Origin of the sequence: Sphingopyxis jiangsuensis (assembly GCF_016734905.1) — a bacterium.
In the GTDB taxonomy this organism is placed as follows: Bacteria; Pseudomonadota; Alphaproteobacteria; order Sphingomonadales; family Sphingomonadaceae; genus Sphingopyxis; species Sphingopyxis jiangsuensis.
This window is the reverse complement of sequence record NZ_JAERPO010000003.1, coordinates 247,085-263,703: the sequence shown is the minus strand read 5'-3', so window position 1 is coordinate 263,703 and position 16,619 is coordinate 247,085. Positions and strand designations below refer to the sequence as shown.

16 protein-coding genes are annotated in these 16,619 nt (G+C 65.6%); 8 read left to right on the top strand and 8 right to left on the bottom strand.

All coding sequences use genetic code 11. The features are described from left to right. Positions 1-93: 93 nt before the first annotated feature. The 3 genes from JI743_RS14310 (at position 94) to JI743_RS14300 (ending at position 3,716) form a co-directional block, all read left to right on the top strand. Positions 94-330: an acyl carrier protein gene (locus JI743_RS14310; RefSeq protein WP_201929016.1), complete on the top strand. Its 237-nt coding sequence runs from the start codon at positions 94-96 to the stop codon at positions 328-330. A gap of 107 nt (positions 331-437) precedes the next feature. Continuing rightward, positions 438-1,640, top strand: a complete 1,203-nt coding sequence (gene spt, locus JI743_RS14305; RefSeq protein ID WP_201929015.1) for a serine palmitoyltransferase — start codon at positions 438-440, stop codon at positions 1,638-1,640. Positions 1,641-1,754: 114 nt separating this feature from the next. Beyond that, positions 1,755-3,716 carry an ATP-binding protein gene (locus JI743_RS14300; RefSeq protein ID WP_201929014.1) on the top strand — a complete coding sequence of 654 codons (1,962 nt, stop codon included), beginning with the start codon at positions 1,755-1,757 and terminating at the stop codon, positions 3,714-3,716. A 17-nt stretch (positions 3,717-3,733) separates the two neighbouring features. Here the strand turns inward: JI743_RS14300 and JI743_RS14295 are convergent, their stop codons facing one another. The 3 genes from JI743_RS14295 to JI743_RS14285 are packed head-to-tail and all read right to left on the bottom strand — an operon-like array spanning position 3,734 to position 6,114. Continuing rightward, positions 3,734-4,594 (bottom strand): hypothetical protein, encoded by an 861-nt coding sequence (locus JI743_RS14295; protein ID WP_201929013.1) that lies wholly within the window; start codon positions 4,592-4,594, stop codon positions 3,734-3,736. Positions 4,595-4,615: 21 nt separating this feature from the next. Further along, entirely contained in the window at positions 4,616-5,590 is a 975-nt protein-coding gene (locus tag JI743_RS14290) for a diacylglycerol/lipid kinase family protein (protein ID WP_201929012.1), read from the bottom strand. Positions 5,591-5,598: 8 nt separating this feature from the next. Further along, positions 5,599-6,114: a DUF2141 domain-containing protein gene (locus JI743_RS14285; RefSeq protein WP_201929011.1), complete on the bottom strand. Its 516-nt coding sequence runs from the start codon at positions 6,112-6,114 to the stop codon at positions 5,599-5,601. A 123-nt stretch (positions 6,115-6,237) separates the two neighbouring features. Between JI743_RS14285 and lptF the strand changes: the two genes are divergently transcribed. Next, positions 6,238-7,446: an LPS export ABC transporter permease LptF gene (lptF, locus tag JI743_RS14280; protein ID WP_201929010.1), complete on the top strand. Its 1,209-nt coding sequence runs from the start codon at positions 6,238-6,240 to the stop codon at positions 7,444-7,446. Beyond that, positions 7,446-8,543: an LPS export ABC transporter permease LptG gene (lptG, locus tag JI743_RS14275; protein ID WP_201929009.1), complete on the top strand. Its 1,098-nt coding sequence runs from the start codon at positions 7,446-7,448 to the stop codon at positions 8,541-8,543. The genes lptF and lptG overlap by 1 nt, the downstream gene beginning before the upstream one ends. Positions 8,544-8,722: 179 nt before the next feature. Here the strand turns inward: lptG and JI743_RS14270 are convergent, their stop codons facing one another. Beyond that, positions 8,723-9,823 carry a fatty acid desaturase family protein gene (locus JI743_RS14270; RefSeq protein ID WP_201929008.1) on the bottom strand — a complete coding sequence of 367 codons (1,101 nt, stop codon included), beginning with the start codon at positions 9,821-9,823 and terminating at the stop codon, positions 8,723-8,725. 119 nt (positions 9,824-9,942) lie between these two features. On the opposite strand from JI743_RS14270, the gene JI743_RS14265 reads away from it, so the two are divergent. The 3 genes from JI743_RS14265 (at position 9,943) to JI743_RS14255 (ending at position 13,727) form a co-directional block, all read left to right on the top strand. Beyond that, on the top strand, positions 9,943-11,112 hold the full coding sequence (locus JI743_RS14265) for an N-acetyltransferase (RefSeq protein WP_201929007.1): 1,170 nt from the start codon (positions 9,943-9,945) through the stop codon (positions 11,110-11,112). A 65-nt stretch (positions 11,113-11,177) separates the two neighbouring features. Continuing rightward, positions 11,178-12,599, top strand: a complete 1,422-nt coding sequence (locus JI743_RS14260; protein WP_201929006.1) for a DUF1800 domain-containing protein — start codon at positions 11,178-11,180, stop codon at positions 12,597-12,599. 3 nt (positions 12,600-12,602) lie between these two features. Beyond that, entirely contained in the window at positions 12,603-13,727 is a 1,125-nt protein-coding gene (locus tag JI743_RS14255; protein ID WP_201929005.1) for a DUF1501 domain-containing protein, read from the top strand. Positions 13,728-13,733: 6 nt separating this feature from the next. Here JI743_RS14255 and xth read toward each other — a convergent pair whose 3' ends face one another. From xth to JI743_RS14235, 4 genes are all read right to left on the bottom strand, one after another. Continuing rightward, positions 13,734-14,504, bottom strand: coding sequence for an exodeoxyribonuclease III (xth, locus tag JI743_RS14250; RefSeq protein ID WP_201929004.1), 771 nt, complete (start codon positions 14,502-14,504; stop codon positions 13,734-13,736). A gap of 39 nt (positions 14,505-14,543) precedes the next feature. After that, complete coding sequence (erpA, locus tag JI743_RS14245; protein WP_201929003.1) at positions 14,544-14,876, bottom strand: iron-sulfur cluster insertion protein ErpA; 333 nt, start codon at positions 14,874-14,876, stop codon at positions 14,544-14,546. Between the two features lie 88 nt (positions 14,877-14,964). Beyond that, on the bottom strand, positions 14,965-15,669 hold the full coding sequence (locus tag JI743_RS14240; protein WP_201929002.1) for a M23 family metallopeptidase: 705 nt from the start codon (positions 15,667-15,669) through the stop codon (positions 14,965-14,967). A 115-nt stretch (positions 15,670-15,784) separates the two neighbouring features. Continuing rightward, the gene (locus JI743_RS14235; protein WP_201929001.1) at positions 15,785-16,582 is read right to left on the bottom strand and encodes a ferritin-like domain-containing protein; all 798 of its coding nucleotides are present in this window, start codon (positions 16,580-16,582) and stop codon (positions 15,785-15,787) included. Positions 16,583-16,619 lie beyond the last annotated feature (37 nt).

The window sequence follows — 16,619 nt, the reverse complement described above, 5'->3', positions numbered from 1 at the left end:
GCTGCCCGATTGCCGCCGCATTCGCTTGCCAATCGGGACGCGGCGCGGCATGCCCGCGCGCAGTTTTCCTCTTTCCTTTACGGGATGCACCTTATGAGCACCGCCCTGCGTGACCAAATCTACGCGCTGATCGATCCCTTCAACAAAAAGGGCGTCGAACTGACCGACGCGACGACCTTTGCCGGCGACCTCGAATGGGACAGCCTGACGGTGATGGATTTCGTCGCCGAGGTCGAAGACAGTTTCGACATCATCATCAGCATGAACCAGCAGGCCGAGATCGAGAATGTCGGCCAGCTGGTCGCCGCGGTGGAAAAGCTGAAGGGGTAACCCCCGATCCCGTTCGCATCGAGCGAAGTCGAGATGCCCCTCGACATTGCGCCATGCCGACGGGTGTCTCGACTTCGCTCGACACGAACGGGCAATGGAACACTGATATGACCGACCTCTTCTCGAAATTCGATCCGCTGATCCAGCAGCGCGAGGCGCTGCTTGCGACCGGCGTCACCGATCCGTTCAGCCTGGTGATGGAAAAGGTGCTCTCGCCCACCGTCGCGATCTGCAACGGGCGCGAGACGATCCTGCTCGGCACCTATAATTATATGGGGATGACCTTCGACGAGGATGTCATCGCCGCGGGCAAGGAGGCGCTCGAGAAATTCGGCAGCGGCACGACCGGCAGCCGCGTCCTCAACGGCACCTATCGGGGACACAGGGAAGTCGAGGACGCGCTCAAGGAATTTTACGCCATGGATCACGCCATGGTGTTTTCGACCGGTTACCAGGCGAACCTCGGCATCATTTCGACGATCGCGGGCAAGGGCGACTATGTCATCCTCGACATCGACAGCCACGCGTCGATCTATGACGGGTGCAAGATGGGCGACGCCGAAATCGTCGCCTTCCGCCACAATGACGTCGAGGCGCTGGAGAAAAGGCTGAAGCGCCTGCCCGCCGACGCGGGCAAGCTCGTCGTGCTCGAAGGCGTCTATTCGATGCTCGGCGACGTCGCGCCGCTCAAGGAAATGGTGCGCGTTTCCAAGGAAAATGGCGCGATGGTGCTCGTCGACGAAGCGCATTCGATGGGCTTCATCGGTGACAATGGCCGCGGCGTCGTCGAGGCGCAGGGCGTGATCGACGATGTCGACTTCATCATCGGGACGTTCAGCAAGAGCGTCGGCACGGTCGGCGGCTTCTGCGTGTCGAACCATCCGAAGTTCGAGATCCTGCGGCTCGTCTGCCGCCCCTATGTGTTCACCGCCTCGCTTCCGCCCAGCGTCGTCGCGACCGCGGCGACGAGCATCCGCAAGCTGATGCACGGGAGCAACAAGCGCGCGCATCTGTGGGAAAATTCGAAGACGCTCCACAAGGGCCTCAAGGATCTGGGCTTCACGCTCGGCACCGACGAGCCGCAATCGGCGATCATCGCCGTCATCATGCCCGACCTGGAACGCGGCGCGATGATGTGGGAAGCGCTGCTGGAGGAAGGGCTTTACGTCAACCTTGCGCGCCCGCCGGCGACCCCCGCAGGGATGACATTGCTGCGCTGTTCGCTGTGCGCCGAACATTCGAGCGAACAGGTCGGCGAGATCCTCGGCCGCTTCGAGCGCGCGGGCAAGCGCGTCGGCATAATCGGCTGAATCGAGCGCCCACGCCGACCAGCGGATTCCTTTTCGCGCCGAATCGAGGCGCCGCGCCGCTGCAGGCCGCTTCGCCGCTTGGTCCTTTTGTCCAAATTCGGCTAAACCTTCAGTGTGTTCGAGAGGGATCTGGATAACGAGGCCGAGGGTCGCCGCGAGCGTTTCCGTTTATGGCTGACGATTGCGCTGGGCGCGGTGCTGATCGGCGCGGTCGGCGCGCTCGTGATGCTGTTGTCGCGCGCCAACGACAATTATGATCGCTCGCTCGGCTGGCAGTCGCAGAGCCTCGAGGTCATCTCGCAGACGCGCTCGGTCGACGCCGCGCTCGGCCGCGCCGAGGCGGCGCTCGGCCGCTTTGCGGTGGGGCTGCAGAAGGAAGACGGGCGCATCTATGAATATCAATGGGCGCGCGCGCGGCAAATATTGACGCAATTGCAGCGCAATGTCCGCGACAACCCGCAGCAGGCAGCACTCGTCGAGCAACTCACCGCGGAGCTGAACAGCCGCGGCGCCCAGCTCGGCGACGCCGCGCTCAGCGCCAACTATAACCAGACCGTCGCCGCAATCTCGAAATATCACGCCGCGGGCCACGACGACGGCCTGAACCGCATCGACAAGCTGCTCACCCAGATCATCGAGAACGAACGCACGCTGCTACGCGACCGCATCCGCGGCGCAGCGGCCGACCGGGCGGACCTCAACCGCGCGATCCTGCTCTTCTCGCTGCTCGGCGCGGCGGCGGCGGTGCTCGCGATCGGCGCGACGATCTCGCTCATCCGCGCGATCAGCGAGCGGCGACTGGCACGGCGCGAACAGCTTGCCGAAACCGAGCGTGCGACGCAGCTCGAAGCCGCGGTCGAGGAACGGACGGTCGAACTGGCCGAAGCGAACAGCGCGCTGCGCAATGAAATGTCGGAGCGTATCGCCGCCGAGGCGCAGCTTCGCCAGGCGCAAAAAATGGAGGCGGTCGGCCAGCTCACCGGGGGCATCGCGCACGACTTCAACAATATGCTCGCGGTCGTCGTCGGCGGGCTCGAGCTTGCGCAGCGCTGGCTTCCGGGCGAGCCCGACAAGGCGAAGCGTCACCTTGCCAATGCGCTTGACGGCGCCAACCGCGCTGCCGACCTGACGCGCCGCCTGCTGGCCTTTGCACGGTCGGAATCGGCGCGGCCCGAAATGACCCAGATCGACGCGTGCATCACCGGCTTTGCCGAGCTGATCGAGCGGACGATCGGCGACCGCATCGCGCTGACCCTCGACCTCGAGGCAGGGGAGCTTGCGAGCTGGATCGACCGGCAGCAGTTCGAAAATGCGCTGCTCAACCTCGCGGTCAATGCGCGCGACGCGATGGACGGGCACGGCACGCTGACGATCCGCACGCGCTGCGACCAGCGCGATGGCGCCGCAGCGCTCGCCGTGCAGGTCATCGACACCGGGTGCGGCATGTCGCCCGAAGTGCTCGAACGCGTGTTCGATCCCTTTTACACGACCAAACCCGCGGGCCAGGGCACCGGCCTGGGCATGAGCCAGGTCTTTGCCTTTTGCCGCCAGTCGGGGGGCGAGGTGCAAATCCATTCGACCGAAGGCGAAGGGACGAGCGTTGCGATGCTGCTCCCCGTCGCCCAGCGCGGCGAAGCGACCGATGCGGGACGCAAGATGACGGCGCCGGTCGCCGCGATCGCGCCGTCCAACCCGCTCGACATCCTGGTCGTCGAGGACGATCCGCGCGTCCTTACCGCGACGGTCGACGCCGTCGACGAATTGGGCCACCGGGTCGTCGCCTGCTCCGATCCGCTCGATGCCGAAGCGCTCGTCGAAAAGAAGGGCGGGTTCGACCTCGTGCTCACCGACGTGCTGATGCCCGGACTGACCGGTCCCGAGCTTGTCGCGCGGCTGAAGAAGCGCTGGCCCGACCTGTCGGTGCTGTTCCTGACGGGTTTTGCGGGCGATGCCGCCGAAGAAGCGAGCTTCGGCGACCACGATGTCTTGCGCAAACCCTTCACGCTGAGCGGACTCGATCAGGCGATCCGCCGCGCCAGCGAGCGGCGCGTTGCGGACCATCAGCTCGCGAGCTGAACGCCGCCCTCTTTCCTTCAGCGAATGGCGCCGCTTCGCATCAGGCGCGGAACGAGCGTCAACGCGGCGAGGAGCGGCCAGCGCCGTTGCCACGGCTTGATCTCGATCTTGGTGCCGGCATGCCGGTTGATCTTCCATGCGAGATAGTCGATCCCGCCCGCATAGGTGAAGGCCGCCTTGGCGAGCCGCACGATGCTGAGCGCCTTGCCCTCGATACGCCGCCGCGCCCAGCCGCCGCCCGCCGCGCGCGCCGGAACCGCGGCGATCGCGGCGTCGGCGAAGCGGCGGTATCGATCGGGATCGGCGTCGACCACCGACTGCGCACGGCCTTGGCGCTCGGCGCGCAGCTCGGCCGAATAGGTGAGCGAAAAGGCGCGGCGCCACCAGTCGAGCGGCGCTTCGCTCGCAACCCGGCCTGCCGCCGTCAGCAAGGTCGGCGCGGCACGCGATATTGCCGCAACGGCTTTGTCGCGCGCGGTGTCGTCGACGGCCCACACGATGCGCGACGGCTGGGCAAAGCGCGCCCACACCGACACGTTGCGCGTCTCGGGCCCGTTGAGACGGTGGAAGTCGGCCTCGCTGAGCACGGCATATTTCGCGACCAGCCCGCCATGCTGGAAAGGAAAGACGTTGGGCGGGATCAGCCGGTTCGCGGCGGCCAGCCAGCGCCGGTCATAGGCGTCGCCATAATCGGACACGATCAGATAGAAATCGAGCATCAGCCCGTCGAGTTCGCTTTCGCGCAGGCAGCTTCCATAAAAAAGCACCGCGCGCGCGCTGCCGGGATATTCGGCCGCAATCGCCGCCGCCATCGCGGTTACGCGCGGGTCGACCGGGTGCGACAGTTCGCCGCGGACCAGTTCGGGCAATGAATTCATGACGGGCGCCCCGACAATAGCTCAGGCGGCGAGGCGCAGGAAAGGCACCGGCTGGGTCGAAGTCAGGATGATCGGCTTGCCATTCTTTGCCTCGAAAATCTCGCCATCGAGGATGACGTTCGAGCGCGCGCCTTCGATACGGATTTCGTCGCCCTGCTGGAAATGCACGCCATCGAGCGGCTTTTGCCCGAGCGTGCCGCGCCAGGTCGCGCGCAGCATGCGGAACAGCGCGCCAAAGCTGCTTTCGGTCGCGAGCAGCTTCATATGGCCGTTGGTGCCATAGGCTTCGCTCGTGCGGATGCTCAGCAGCAATTTCTCGAGCGTGGTGACAATGAGCAGCGAAAATTTGCCCTTGAACTCGCCCTGCCGGACCAGCGACACGGTCATCGGCTCGGGCTTGGGAGGCAGACGGCCGCCGCCAAGGCCGAAGACGATCGCAAACAGCCCGAGGATCGCGGCAAGGAAATGCGACACGCCGTTCGGCAGCCCGAGCGGATAGATGCGGTGCCGGCAATAGAGCATCACATCGGCGAGGTAGGCGCCGCCGAGGAACATCCCCAGCACCGGCCGGCCACCGCCGCCGCGGTCGAGCGCAATGAGCTGGCGTTCGATGACATGATCGTCGATCGCGCCGGCTTCGACCAGCTCGACAACGCGTTCGAGCGCCTTGATCGGATCGCCCTCGGCACCGAGGTCGAGTGCGATCAGGTTCGTCTTGCCATTGGGCAGCACTGCGACCGGCGGCGGCGTCCCGCCGAAATGGCCGCCCGAGTAAAGCTCGGTCAGCGCGGCCTGAACCGTGCCGTCGCCGCCGTTGATCGCGACGACGCGCGGGCTGACCATCGCAATCGTGCGGATCGCCTCGCCGATCTGGTCGACGTCCTCGACCTCATAGTGAAAAATGTCGGGGTGCGCCGCGCAATATTCGCGCACGCGGGGAAGCAGAGCGCGATTCCCCGTCGATCGCGGATTGGAAAGTAGCGCGACGCTGGCCACCGCCCCCCCTAATCCACCGGATCGAAAGAGAGCCCGTTGATATAATTCAACGTGACGGGGATACGCTTGGTCGTCGCGCCCACCGCAAAGCTGACCGCTGCCAGCTTCGGCTTCCGCTTGAAGATGAAGTCGGTGAGCTTCATGTCGGGGTTGCCCGACAGGCCGCCGCCGTCGCTCTTGTCCGATTTGCCATTGCCGTTGAGGTCATGGCGGACCGACACGACATAATTGCCCGGCGCCTTGACCGGCACGCACACCTGCATATTGCCCGATTTCGATACCGGAATATCAACACGTTCGAGCCATTTGCGCTTTTCGAGATAGTTGCGGTCCGCACCGTAAATCTGGACGCGCAATGTGCCCGTATTCTGCTTGAACCCGCGCACATCGACGAGGACGGCGGTGGCGTTGCTGTTGCAGAGCGCGGCCGCCGGGCCGAGAGTGGCGCCCTGCGCCGCGACGGGCGCGATCAGCGCTCCGGCAGCACCGGCAGCGAGCAGTCCGGCGAGTAAAATTTTCGACATGACCTCAAAACCTCCAGAGGCTATAGCCACGCCAGCTTCAAGGCTGGCATGGGTCCCTGTCGCCCTTGACTCGGCATATCGGAAACATTTGCGGCCAAAACATGGTGATGGGGCGACGAAAGATTGAATAAGCTACCCGCCATCGACCGTTATATCGCGCGGCTCATCTTCTTCCCCATGCTCGGCACGCTCGTGCTGTCGGCGATGCTGCTCGTCCTCGAAAAAATGCTGCGTCTGTTCGATTTCGTCGCGACAGAAGGCGGACCGGTCAGCGTCGTGTGGCGCATGCTCGCCAATCTTATCCCCGAATATCTGTCGCTCGGCATCCCGATCGGGCTGATGCTCGGCATCCTGCTCGCCTTTCGCCGCCTCGCGACATCGAGCGAACTCGACGTTCTGAAAGGCGTCGGCATGGGCTTCAACCGGCTGATGCGCGTGCCTTATGCCTATGCGATCGCGCTCGCGGCGCTCAACCTCGCCATCGTCGGATTCATCCAGCCCTATGCACGCTATGCCTATGAAGGCTTGCAGTTCGAGCTGCGGTCGGGCGCGCTCGGCGCGTCGATCAAGGTCGGCGAGTTCACCAAGCTCGGCGACCGCATGACGCTGCGCATCGAAGAGAGCCACGACGAGGGGCGCCGCCTCGCCGGCATCTTCGTGCGCGGCGAGAATCGCGACGGCCAGACGGTGTCGGCGACCGCCTCGCGCGGGCAATTCCTTGCGACCGACGATCCGAACACGATCATCCTGCGCCTGTCGCAGGGCGTGTTGATCCATGAATCGCCCAAATTCCCGGTGCCGCGGGTGCTGACCTTCGACAGCCACGACCTGCCGATCCCGCTCCCCAAGATCGAGGCGTTCCGGCTGCGCGGCGGCGCCGACCGCGAATTGACGATTCCCGAGCTGTTCGTCGTCGGCAAGGACGAGCGCGAGACGCTCCAGACGCGGCTCGAATCGCGCGCCAATTTCCATTTCCGCATCGTCGAGGTCATGTCGATGTTCCTGATCCCGCTGATCGCGGTCGCGCTCGCGATCCCGCCCAAGCGTTCGACCTCGTCGCTCGGCGTTTTCCTGTCGATCGTGCTGCTCGTGACGCAGCACAAGATCAACCAATATGCCGAGGATCTGGGCGCTCGCGGGACGGTCGATCCGCTGATCGCACTGTGGGTGCCGTTCCTGCTGTTCGCGGCGCTCGCGGTGTGGATGTACTACACCGTCGCGCATGTTCCGGGCGGCCAGCCGATCGGCGCGCTCGAGCGCGTTGCGGCAAAGGCGGGGCAGAAGATTCGCGCCTTTGCCCGGCTGTTCCAGCGCAAGCAGCGGTCCGCCTGATGCACCAGCTTCATTTCTTTCCCTCGCGCACGATGGCGCTTTATGTCGGGCGGCTGTTCCTCACCCGCAGCTTCGCCATTCTTTTCGCCCTCGTGCTGATCCTCCAGACGCTCGACCTGCTCGGCGAGAGCGGAAAGATACTGGCGGTCGCGGGCAATGGCGACGCCGAGGTGTGGCGCTATGTCGGCCTGCGCCTGCCGCAGATTATCGAGACTTTCCTGCCCTTTTCGGTGCTGCTCGGCACCATCCTGACGCTGATTACGCTGAACCAGAACAGCGAGGTCGTATCGATGAAGGCGGCGGGCATGTCGGCGCACCAGGTGCTCGCGCCGCTGTTCCTCGCCGCGCTGCTCGTCGCGGCGATCAGCTTCGCCTTCAACGAGCGCATCGTCGCGCGCGCCAACGCCTCGCTCAGCGCGTGGCAAAAGGTCCAATATGCCGAGGTGCCGCGCGACGACGGCACGCGGACCAATATCTGGGTGCGTGCGGGCGACGATCTGATCAATGCGGGCAGCGTCACGATCGACGGCGACACGGTCCGGCTCGGCAAGGTCAAGATTTACCAGCGTGTGCAGGGCGTGTTGTCGTCGATGCTCACCGCCGACAGCGCGCGGACGGTCGCGGGCGGATGGGAGCTTGCCAACGCCAAAAGGTTCGAGCGGCGATCGGGCACGGTGACCGAGCTTGGCACGATCGTCGCGGCAAAAGGCGTGCAGCCCGACCAGTTCACGCTGGCGCAGGTCGACGGCGACGCGCTGACCTTTCTCGAGCTGCGCAGCGCCATCGCCGACCTCGAGGCTGCGGGCCGGCCGGTCGATGCGCTCAAGGGCATATTGTGGCACAAGATTTCGGGTCCGCTGTCGGCGATCCTGATGCCGCTCCTCGGCGCGGTCGCGGCCTTCGGTCTTGCGCGCTCGGGCAAGCTGTTCGTGCGCGCGATCCTGGGGATGGCGCTGGGCTTCGCCTATTTCGTCGCCGACAATTTCGCGCTCGCGATGGGTGATCTGGGGGCATATTCGCCGTTTCTGGCGGCGTGGGGGCCGTTCATCCTCTTCGCGCTGATCGGCGAGACGATCTTGATACGCACCGAGGAATAGGGTTGTCGCACGGCGGCTTGCGACCGGTTGCGGACTTTCTAGCCCGTCACCCGGGCTTGACCCGGGGTCCCGCTCAGCAGCGCCATAGAAGCGGGACCCCGGGTCAAGCCCGGGGTGACGAGGGTGTTCTTGAACGTCCGCTCCCCACCCCAAAACCGACAAACTCCTGCCGGTTCGGCTCAGGCCGCCGCGCCCTTGGCCGAACCCGCGAGCAGCTTTGCGACCAGCCCCGGCAGCCCCTTGTAGTTCGCCTTGTGATATTGCGAATCGTCGGGCAGCGCGGCCTTGAGGCGGCGGTGCGCTTCGGGAAGCGCGTGATAGGGGACGCCGGGCAGCAGGTGATGGAGCGCGTGATAACGCAGCCCGACCGGTGCCCAAAGTTCGGGCAGCAGGCCCGGCGGCGGGACGTTGACGCTGTCGAGGAACTGGCCGGTCACGGTCAGCACCTCGCCGTCATTTTCCCACAGATGCGCGACGAGCGTGCGAATCTGGTTGAGCACGATGCTCGCCGACGCGATCGCGCCAAAGATCAGCAGCGCGCGCAGCGGCACCCAGCCGAACAGCCCCGCGGCGACGAGCAAGGTCGACCACGCCCAAGCGCCGCCCTCCTGCCACGCCCATTGGCGGCGAAACTCGCCCTCGGGCGCGCGGCGGCGGAACATCGGGTTGATGATCAGCCCCGAATAGCGCTCGCGCACCAGCTTGCGCAGCGGCGGGATCAGGAAGGACAGCGGCGTCAGCACCGTATAGCGGACGATCAGCGCCAGCGGCGCGAAGGCCGCAGCCACCACGAACAGCGGCACCGTCCACGGCTTCATCAGCGCGAGCGGCAGATATTCAGGGTCCTCGACCGTGCCATATTTGGTGCGGTTGTGGTGCGTCGAATGGATGCCTTCGTACATGAAGGAGGGGATGAGCATCGGCACGCCGACGAGCAGGTTCCACCCCAAGCGAAAGCCCGGCAGCGCATTTTTGCGGATATGCGTGATTTCGTGGATGAAGCTGCCCGCACGGTAGAGCGCGAGCACCGCGACGAGCGCCGCGGCGAGCATCCACGCCGTCGTCGGCGCAAAGATCGCCGCCGCCACACCGGCATAGCCAATGAAGGCCGAGGCGAGGAAATCGGTCCAATAGATTCGCGCACTCGGCTGCACGAGGTCGCGGGTCAGTTCCGACGCGGCGCGGATCATCGCCATGTCGTCGGCAATCGCGGCCTTGCGCGCGGGCTGCGCCGCGGCGGGTGCGGCGGCGCGCTCGGCAGTGGGAGTCATGACAGTCATAGCCGGTGCCTTCACCATGATTTCGTGGCAGCAAGATGGCCAAATGCGGGTCGCCACCGCCGCACAGATGCCCTAATGCGGCGCGACCAATATAGGGCAGTTGCAACGGGATAACAGGTATGGCCGCACACAGCGAAGGTCCGATCACCATCCGCCGCGTCGAAAACAAGGCCGACAAGCGCGAGTTCGTAGAGCTTGCCTATCGGCTCAATCGCGGCGACCCGGCATGGGTTCCGCCGCTGAAGAACGAGGTGTTCGACCTGCTGACGCCCGGCAAGAATCCCTGGTTCGAACATGGCAAGGCGCAGCTTTTCCTCGCCCGCCGCGGCGAGCGCACGGTCGGACGCATTTCGGCGCATATCGACGCGCTCGCGCTCGCGCAGCCTGCCGAACAGGGCATGGGGCCGGGGACCGGCAATTGGGGGCTGCTCGAGGCCGAGGATGAAGAGGTTGCCACCGCCCTGTTCGCGGCGGCCGAAGACTGGCTGCGCGCGCAGGGAATGCACCGCGCGCTGGGGCCGCTGTCGATTTCGGTGTGGGACGAGCCGGGGCTGCTGATCGAGGGCTTTGCCGAGGCGCCGACGATCATGCTCGGCCACAACAGCCCGCTCTATCGCGGCTGGGTCGAAGCCGCAGGCTATCGCCCGGCCAAGCAATTGCTCAACTATGCGGTCGACATCGTCGATGGCTTCCCTCCGATCGTCGAGCGCATCGTCGCGGCGGGAGAGAAAAATGCACGTATCCGCGTCCGGCGCGTCGACAAGCGCCGGTTCGATGCCGAGGCCGCGCTCATCATGGGCATATTGAACGACGCCTGGTCGGACAATTGGGGTTTCGTGCCCTTGACCGACTCCGAAATCGCGCACGTCGGCAAGAAGCTGAAGGCGCTGGTGTTCGAGGACCTGATCCGCATCGCCGAGGTCGACGGCGAACCCGTCGCCTTCATGATCGTCCTCCCCGACATCAACGAGCTGCTGATCGACATGAACGGCTCGCTTCTCCCCTTTCATTGGGCGAAGCTGCTCTGGTGGCTGCACAAGCCCAAGAGCCGCCGGCTCCGCGTCCCGCTGATGGGCGTCGTCAAGAAATTGCAGAACAGCCGCATGGCGAGCACGCTGGCCTTCATGATGATCGAGTTTATCCGCCGCGACGCCGTACGCGATTATGGCGCCACGCGGGGCGACATCGGCTGGGTGCTCGACGACAATCAGGGGATGAAGGCGGTTGCCGACGCGATCGAAGCACGCGTAAACCGGGTGTACCAGATTTACGACAAGTCAATCGGCTGATCCGCTGGCACAAATTTGCGACAAAGCGCGGACATGCTGGCACGGCTTTCGAGAAAGGCTGATGCATGGCTGTCCAATATCTTGCCGCCAACCGCTTCGGTCTCGGTCGCCGCTATGACGACCCGGCAATCGGCGACCCCCGCGACTGGCTGACGCGCCAGCTCGCCGATTTCGACCCTGCACCCGCGCCCATCGCCGCGCTTGCCGGACGCGAGGCTATCGCCGCCGCCTATGTCGATTATTTCGCCGACCGCCGCGCCATGCGCGAGACAGAAGCGCGGGCCCCGACACCTGAAGGTGCCGATCCTGAGGTTGAGCGCCTGTCGCGCTCCGACATCCGCCGCCATTATGTCGACGCGGCGAGCGCACGGCTGACCGCTGCCGTTGCCAGCCCGACTCCCTTTGCCGAGCGGCTGGTCCATTTCTGGTCGAACCATTTTGCCGTGTCGGCGGACAAGCTGCCGGTGATCGGTTTCGCCGGCAATTACGAGTTCGAGGCAATCCGCCCGAATATCATGGGCAAGTTCGCCGACCTGCTGATCGCGGCGGTGCGCCATCCGGCGATGCTCCTCTATCTCGACCAGGCGCAAAGCTTTGGCCCCGACAGCGCGCTCGCGACGCGGATGCGCGGCCGGGGTCGGCGGCAAGCGCCGGGACTCAACGAGAATCTGGCGCGCGAGATCCTCGAACTCCACACGCTCGGCGTGCGCAGCGGCTATACGCAAGCGGACGTCACGTCGTTCGCCAAGGCGCTTACCGGGGTAACGGTGAGCGGCCTTGGGCGCGGCGCGGGCCAGCGGCTGATGCCCGCTAACGCGCGGCCGGGGGAGACGGTGTTCATCGCCCCGCTGCATCAGCCCGGCAGCCAGACAATCCTCGGCAAATCCTATGCCGACACCGGGGCGCGACAGGCCGAAGCGGTGCTGCGCGACCTCGCGGTGCATCCTGCGACCGCGACACATATCGCGACCAAAATTGCGCGCCATTTCACCGGCGACACGCCGCCGCAGTCGCTCGTCGACCGGCTGGCGGAGGATTTCCGCAGGAGCGGCGGCGACCTTCGCTCGCTTTATCGCACGCTTGTCGCGTCGCCCGAGCCGTGGGCCGCCGACACCGCGATGTTCAAGTCGCCGTGGGACTGGTCGGTGTCGGTGATGCGCGCGCTGAAGCTGCCCGCGCTCGGGGAGCGCCAGAATGTCGCAGCAATGTTCAACCAGCTCGGCCAGCCGCTGTGGCGCCCGGGATCGCCCGCGGGCTATGCCGATCTTGTCGCGACCTGGGCGGGATCGGCGGCGCTGATGCAGCGCGTCGAACTCGCGAGCCGGATCGCGGGGCGGATCGGCGACCGCGTCGACGCGCGCCGCCTCGCGCCCCTGATTCTCGCCGACGCGCTGACGACCGAAACCGAAACGGCGATCGCACGCGCCGACAGCCCCGGCCAGGGGATGGCGATGCTCTTCGCCAGCCCGGCCTTTTTGCGGAGATAGCCGATGAGATTCTCGCGCCGCTCGCTGCTGGTTTCGGGCCTGGGCATCGCCGCCGCCGCCGCGGCCACGCCGCGCTTCGCCTATGCCGCCGCCGGAACGACCCGACGGCTCGTTTTCATAATCCAGCGCGGAGCCGCCGACGGGCTTGCAACGCTCGCCCCCACCGGCGACCCCGCCTTTGCCTCCGCGCGCAAGGCGCTCGCCGATGAGACCGCGGGCGGCGCCAAGCTCGATGCGATGTTCACACTGCATCCGGCGCTCGCGAACACCGCGACGCTTTACGGAGCAAAGCAGGCGCATTTTGCGCACGCCGTCGCGACCGCCTATCGCGACCGGTCGCATTTTGACGGGCAGAACATGCTCGAAGGTGGCGGGGCGCGGCCCTATGGACGCGAGGACGGATGGGTGGGTCGGATGCTCACCCTGCTCCCCGATGCCGAGCGCGAGGCACTGGCGATCGCCGCCGCGGTCCCGCTCGCGCTGCGCGGCCCCTTCCCGGTCGGCACCTATGCGCCGAGCCGGTTGCCGCAAGCCGATGCCGACCTGATTGCGCGGTTGTCTGCACTTTACGCCGACGACCCGCTGCTTCACCCACTATGGGACAGCGCGGTCAAGACGCAGGAACTGGCGGGAGACATCGGCGGCAACAACGGGCGCAACGGCGCCGACCTTGGCAAGCTTGCCGCGTCGCTGATGCAGCCTGCCGACGGCGCGCGCGTGATGATGGTCGAAACGGGCGGCTGGGACACGCACAGCGGGCAGCGCGGGCGCCTTGTAGCGCAGTTGCGCGGGCTCGACCAGCTCGTCGCGGCGCTGCAAACCGGCCTGGGCACGGCGTGGAACGACACGCTGGTGATTGTCGCGACCGAGTTCGGCCGGACGGTCGAGGTCAACGGCACCGGCGGCACCGATCACGGAACCGCGTCGAGCGCAATGTTCCTCGGCGGCGCACTGGCGCACGGCGGGACGGTGGTCGCCGACTGGCCGGGGCTGGCGCCTGCTTCGCGTTACGAGGGGCGCGATCTCAGGCCGACGCGAAACCTCGAAAGCGTGATTGCCGAGGCAGTTGCCCATCACTACGCGCTCGACCCGAAACGGGTGATGACGACGCTTTATCCCGACGCCTGATCGTATCTAGCGAAAGCTCGCCCACGTCGGCGCGTGGTCGCTCGCCTTTTCGCGGCCGCGATGATCCTTGTCGACCTGCGCGTCGACAAGCCGGTCGGCCATCGCAGGGCTGAGCAGCAGATGGTCGATGCGAAAGCCGTGGTCGCGTTGCCAGCCGCCCGCCTGATAGTCCCAGAAGGTCCACACCCCGCCCGCGGGGTGACGGCTGCGCAGCGCGTCGGTCCAGCCATCGCCGAGCAGGCGGAAATAGGCATCGCGCGATTCGGGCTGCATCAAGGCGTCGCCCGCCATCGCGCGCGGGTCCCAGACATCGTCGTCGTGCGGGATGACATTATAGTCGCCCGCAAGCACGGTCGGGATTTCGGATGCGAGCAGCGCCTTCGCGCGCTCGCGCAACCGCGCCATCCAGCGCAGCTTGTAATCGAATTTCGGCCCCGGCTGGGGGTTGCCGTTGGGAAGATAGATCGACGCCACGCGGATGCCGTGGACGTCGGCCTCGAGGTAACGCGATTGTTCGTCTTCGGCCTCGCCCGCAAGGCCGCGCTGGATCTCGACAGGCTGTGCATCGCGGGCGAGGATTGCGACGCCATTGAACCCCTTTTGCCCATGATAGAGAAAACCATAGCCCGCCGCCTCGATTTCCTTGACCGGCATGGTTTCGTCGCTCGACTTCAGTTCCTGAAGGCAGGCAACATCGGGCCGGGTTTCCTCCAGCCATTCGACGAGGCGCGGCAGGCGCGCCTTGATCCCATTGATATTGAAGGTCGCGACTTTCATGTGCCCGCTATGGCAGGATGCGGCGCGCTTCGAAAGGCGTCAGATGGAGAAACTCGACCCGCAACCGCAACCCGCGGCGGCGTTGGGATTTTCGACCTTGAACGACGAGCCGCCGAGCGAGTCGACGAAATCGACGATGCAGCCGCGCACGAGGTCGATGCTGACCGAATCGACCACAAGTTTGACGCCATCGGTCTCGGTCACCAGATCGTCGGCGTCGATGCTGTCGGCGAGGCCGAAACGATAGGTAAAGCCCGAACAGCCGCCGCCATCGACGGCGAGGCGCAGCGCAGGCTCGGCGGCGCCTTGCCGCTCGGCAATCCAGCGGACGCGCGCTGCGGCAGCGGAGGAAAGGCTGATGTCGGTGCTCATGACTGCAAGATAAGGCGCCTGCGCCAAATGAAAAGGGCGCCCCGGCATTGCCGTTGGGCGCCCTCGCTCCTCTCCGACCCTAAAGAGCTTATTCCTCGGGACCGCCCATTGCGCTGTTGTCCCCCGTCAGCGCGGCGATTGCCATCTGGTCCGACCGGACGAAGGGCATCGGATTGACCGGTGCGCCCTCGATGCGGACTTCATAATGGAGATGATTGCCAGTCGAGCGGCCGGTCGAACCGACATAGCCGATAATTTCGCCCTTCTTGACCTGCTGACCGGACTTCACGATGTACGACGACATATGGCCGTAGCGCGTCTGGATCGCATTGCCATGTTCGATTTCGACATAATTGCCGTAGCCGCCAAGGCGCTGCGCGCGGCCGACAATGCCGTCGGCGGTGGCATAGATCGGCGTGCCGTGCGGCGCCGGGATGTCGATGCCATTGTGGCGCGCGACCCTGCCCGTGATCGGATGGACACGCATTCCGTAGGAGGATGACAGCGACATTTGCTCGATCGGGCGGCGCGACGGCACCGAAACACCAATGCTTGCGGCAAGGCCGGTATCGAGGCGTTTCCACGCCTGGAACACCGCGCGCGCTTCGCTGTCTTCGCTGGCCGACGGAACGCCGGCGGTAAATTCGTCATCATCGGGTTCGTCGGGAACGACGACCCCGGCATTGGCGCTATTCTCTGCAGCGATCGCTGCTGGCGTGGCGGCCCAGAAAAGGGCGGCGGCACAGAGAAACGCACCTTGTTGCAACTTCTGCATCAGAAGAGTGTTTATCACGTAACGACCCCGCGTTGTCCTAGTCACCAAGGTCCCGAAAAGGGCCTTGGCGCTGGTTTTTCTTGCCTTGGATGATTGCTCATCCCCCGCGAGAGCCTGTGTGCTGTGCCAATCCTTATGAAGCAATAACAGCGTAGTATTCTTGCGTTAAACCGGCGTTGTGACGCGCTGAGTCGTTGAACGGCGGCTTCAGTTGCCCGCGAAACCGCGATTTTACGAGGCTTTGCCACGTTTCAACGGCGTTGAATCCCCGTTCGTCGCACATCCAGCCGAACCAGCGCGTCCCCGCGCTCACGTGACGCACCTCATCCCTATAGATTCGTTCAAAAATTTTCGCCGACGCCGCGTCGCCGACGCCGCGAAAGCGCTCGATCATCGCCGGCGTGACGTCCAGCCCGCGCGCTTCGAGCACCATCGGCACGATCGCGAGCCGCGCGAGCGCGTCATCGGCCGTCGCGGCGGCGGCTTCCCACAGTCCTGCATGCGCAGGAAGCGCGCCATAATGGCTGCCGAGCGCGCGCAACCGGCGGTCGAGCAGCGCAAAATGCATCGCTTCGTCGGCCGCGACGCCGATCCAGTCGTCGACGAAGCCGCGCGGAAATTCGCCGCCGAAGCGACCGACGAGATCGACGGCGAGATCGATCGCGACAAATTCGATATGCGCGAGCGCGTGGAGCATCGCGATCCGGCCGCGCTCGGACCCGCCCTTGCGCCGCCGCGGCATGTGTGCAGGCGAAAGCAACTCGGGCCGGTCGGGCCAGGCGGGCTGATCGGGCATCACGACGTCGCAGCGGTGCGCAAGCGCGCCCTGCCGCCATGCCCGCGCAAATGCGCGCGCCGCACGGCGCTTGTCGTGCGGGTCCGCCGTCAGCAGGACCGCGCGCGCGGCTTCGCTAAGGGTGGTCACCGGCATCCCGCCTCTTTCCCCAAACGGTTCGCGTCGCGCGAAC

What these genes read in the sequence shown, in the direction of transcription:
- JI743_RS14310 (WP_201929016.1), top strand. Translation starts at nt 94, where the DNA reads ATGAGCACCGCCCTGCGTGACCAAATCTACGCGCTGATCGATCCCTTC.
- spt (WP_201929015.1), top strand. Translation starts at nt 438, where the DNA reads ATGACCGACCTCTTCTCGAAATTCGATCCGCTGATCCAGCAGCGCGAG.
- JI743_RS14295 (WP_201929013.1), bottom strand. Translation starts at nt 4,594, where the DNA reads ATGAATTCATTGCCCGAACTGGTCCGCGGCGAACTGTCGCACCCGGTC.
- JI743_RS14285 (WP_201929011.1), bottom strand. Translation starts at nt 6,114, where the DNA reads ATGTCGAAAATTTTACTCGCCGGACTGCTCGCTGCCGGTGCTGCCGGA.
- lptG (WP_201929009.1), top strand. Translation starts at nt 7,446, where the DNA reads ATGCACCAGCTTCATTTCTTTCCCTCGCGCACGATGGCGCTTTATGTC.
- JI743_RS14270 (WP_201929008.1), bottom strand. Translation starts at nt 9,823, where the DNA reads ATGACTGTCATGACTCCCACTGCCGAGCGCGCCGCCGCACCCGCCGCG.
- JI743_RS14265 (WP_201929007.1), top strand. Translation starts at nt 9,943, where the DNA reads ATGGCCGCACACAGCGAAGGTCCGATCACCATCCGCCGCGTCGAAAAC.
- JI743_RS14260 (WP_201929006.1), top strand. Translation starts at nt 11,178, where the DNA reads ATGGCTGTCCAATATCTTGCCGCCAACCGCTTCGGTCTCGGTCGCCGC.
- JI743_RS14255 (WP_201929005.1), top strand. Translation starts at nt 12,603, where the DNA reads ATGAGATTCTCGCGCCGCTCGCTGCTGGTTTCGGGCCTGGGCATCGCC.
- xth (WP_201929004.1), bottom strand. Translation starts at nt 14,504, where the DNA reads ATGAAAGTCGCGACCTTCAATATCAATGGGATCAAGGCGCGCCTGCCG.
- erpA (WP_201929003.1), bottom strand. Translation starts at nt 14,876, where the DNA reads ATGAGCACCGACATCAGCCTTTCCTCCGCTGCCGCAGCGCGCGTCCGC.
- JI743_RS14235 (WP_201929001.1), bottom strand. Translation starts at nt 16,582, where the DNA reads ATGCCGGTGACCACCCTTAGCGAAGCCGCGCGCGCGGTCCTGCTGACG.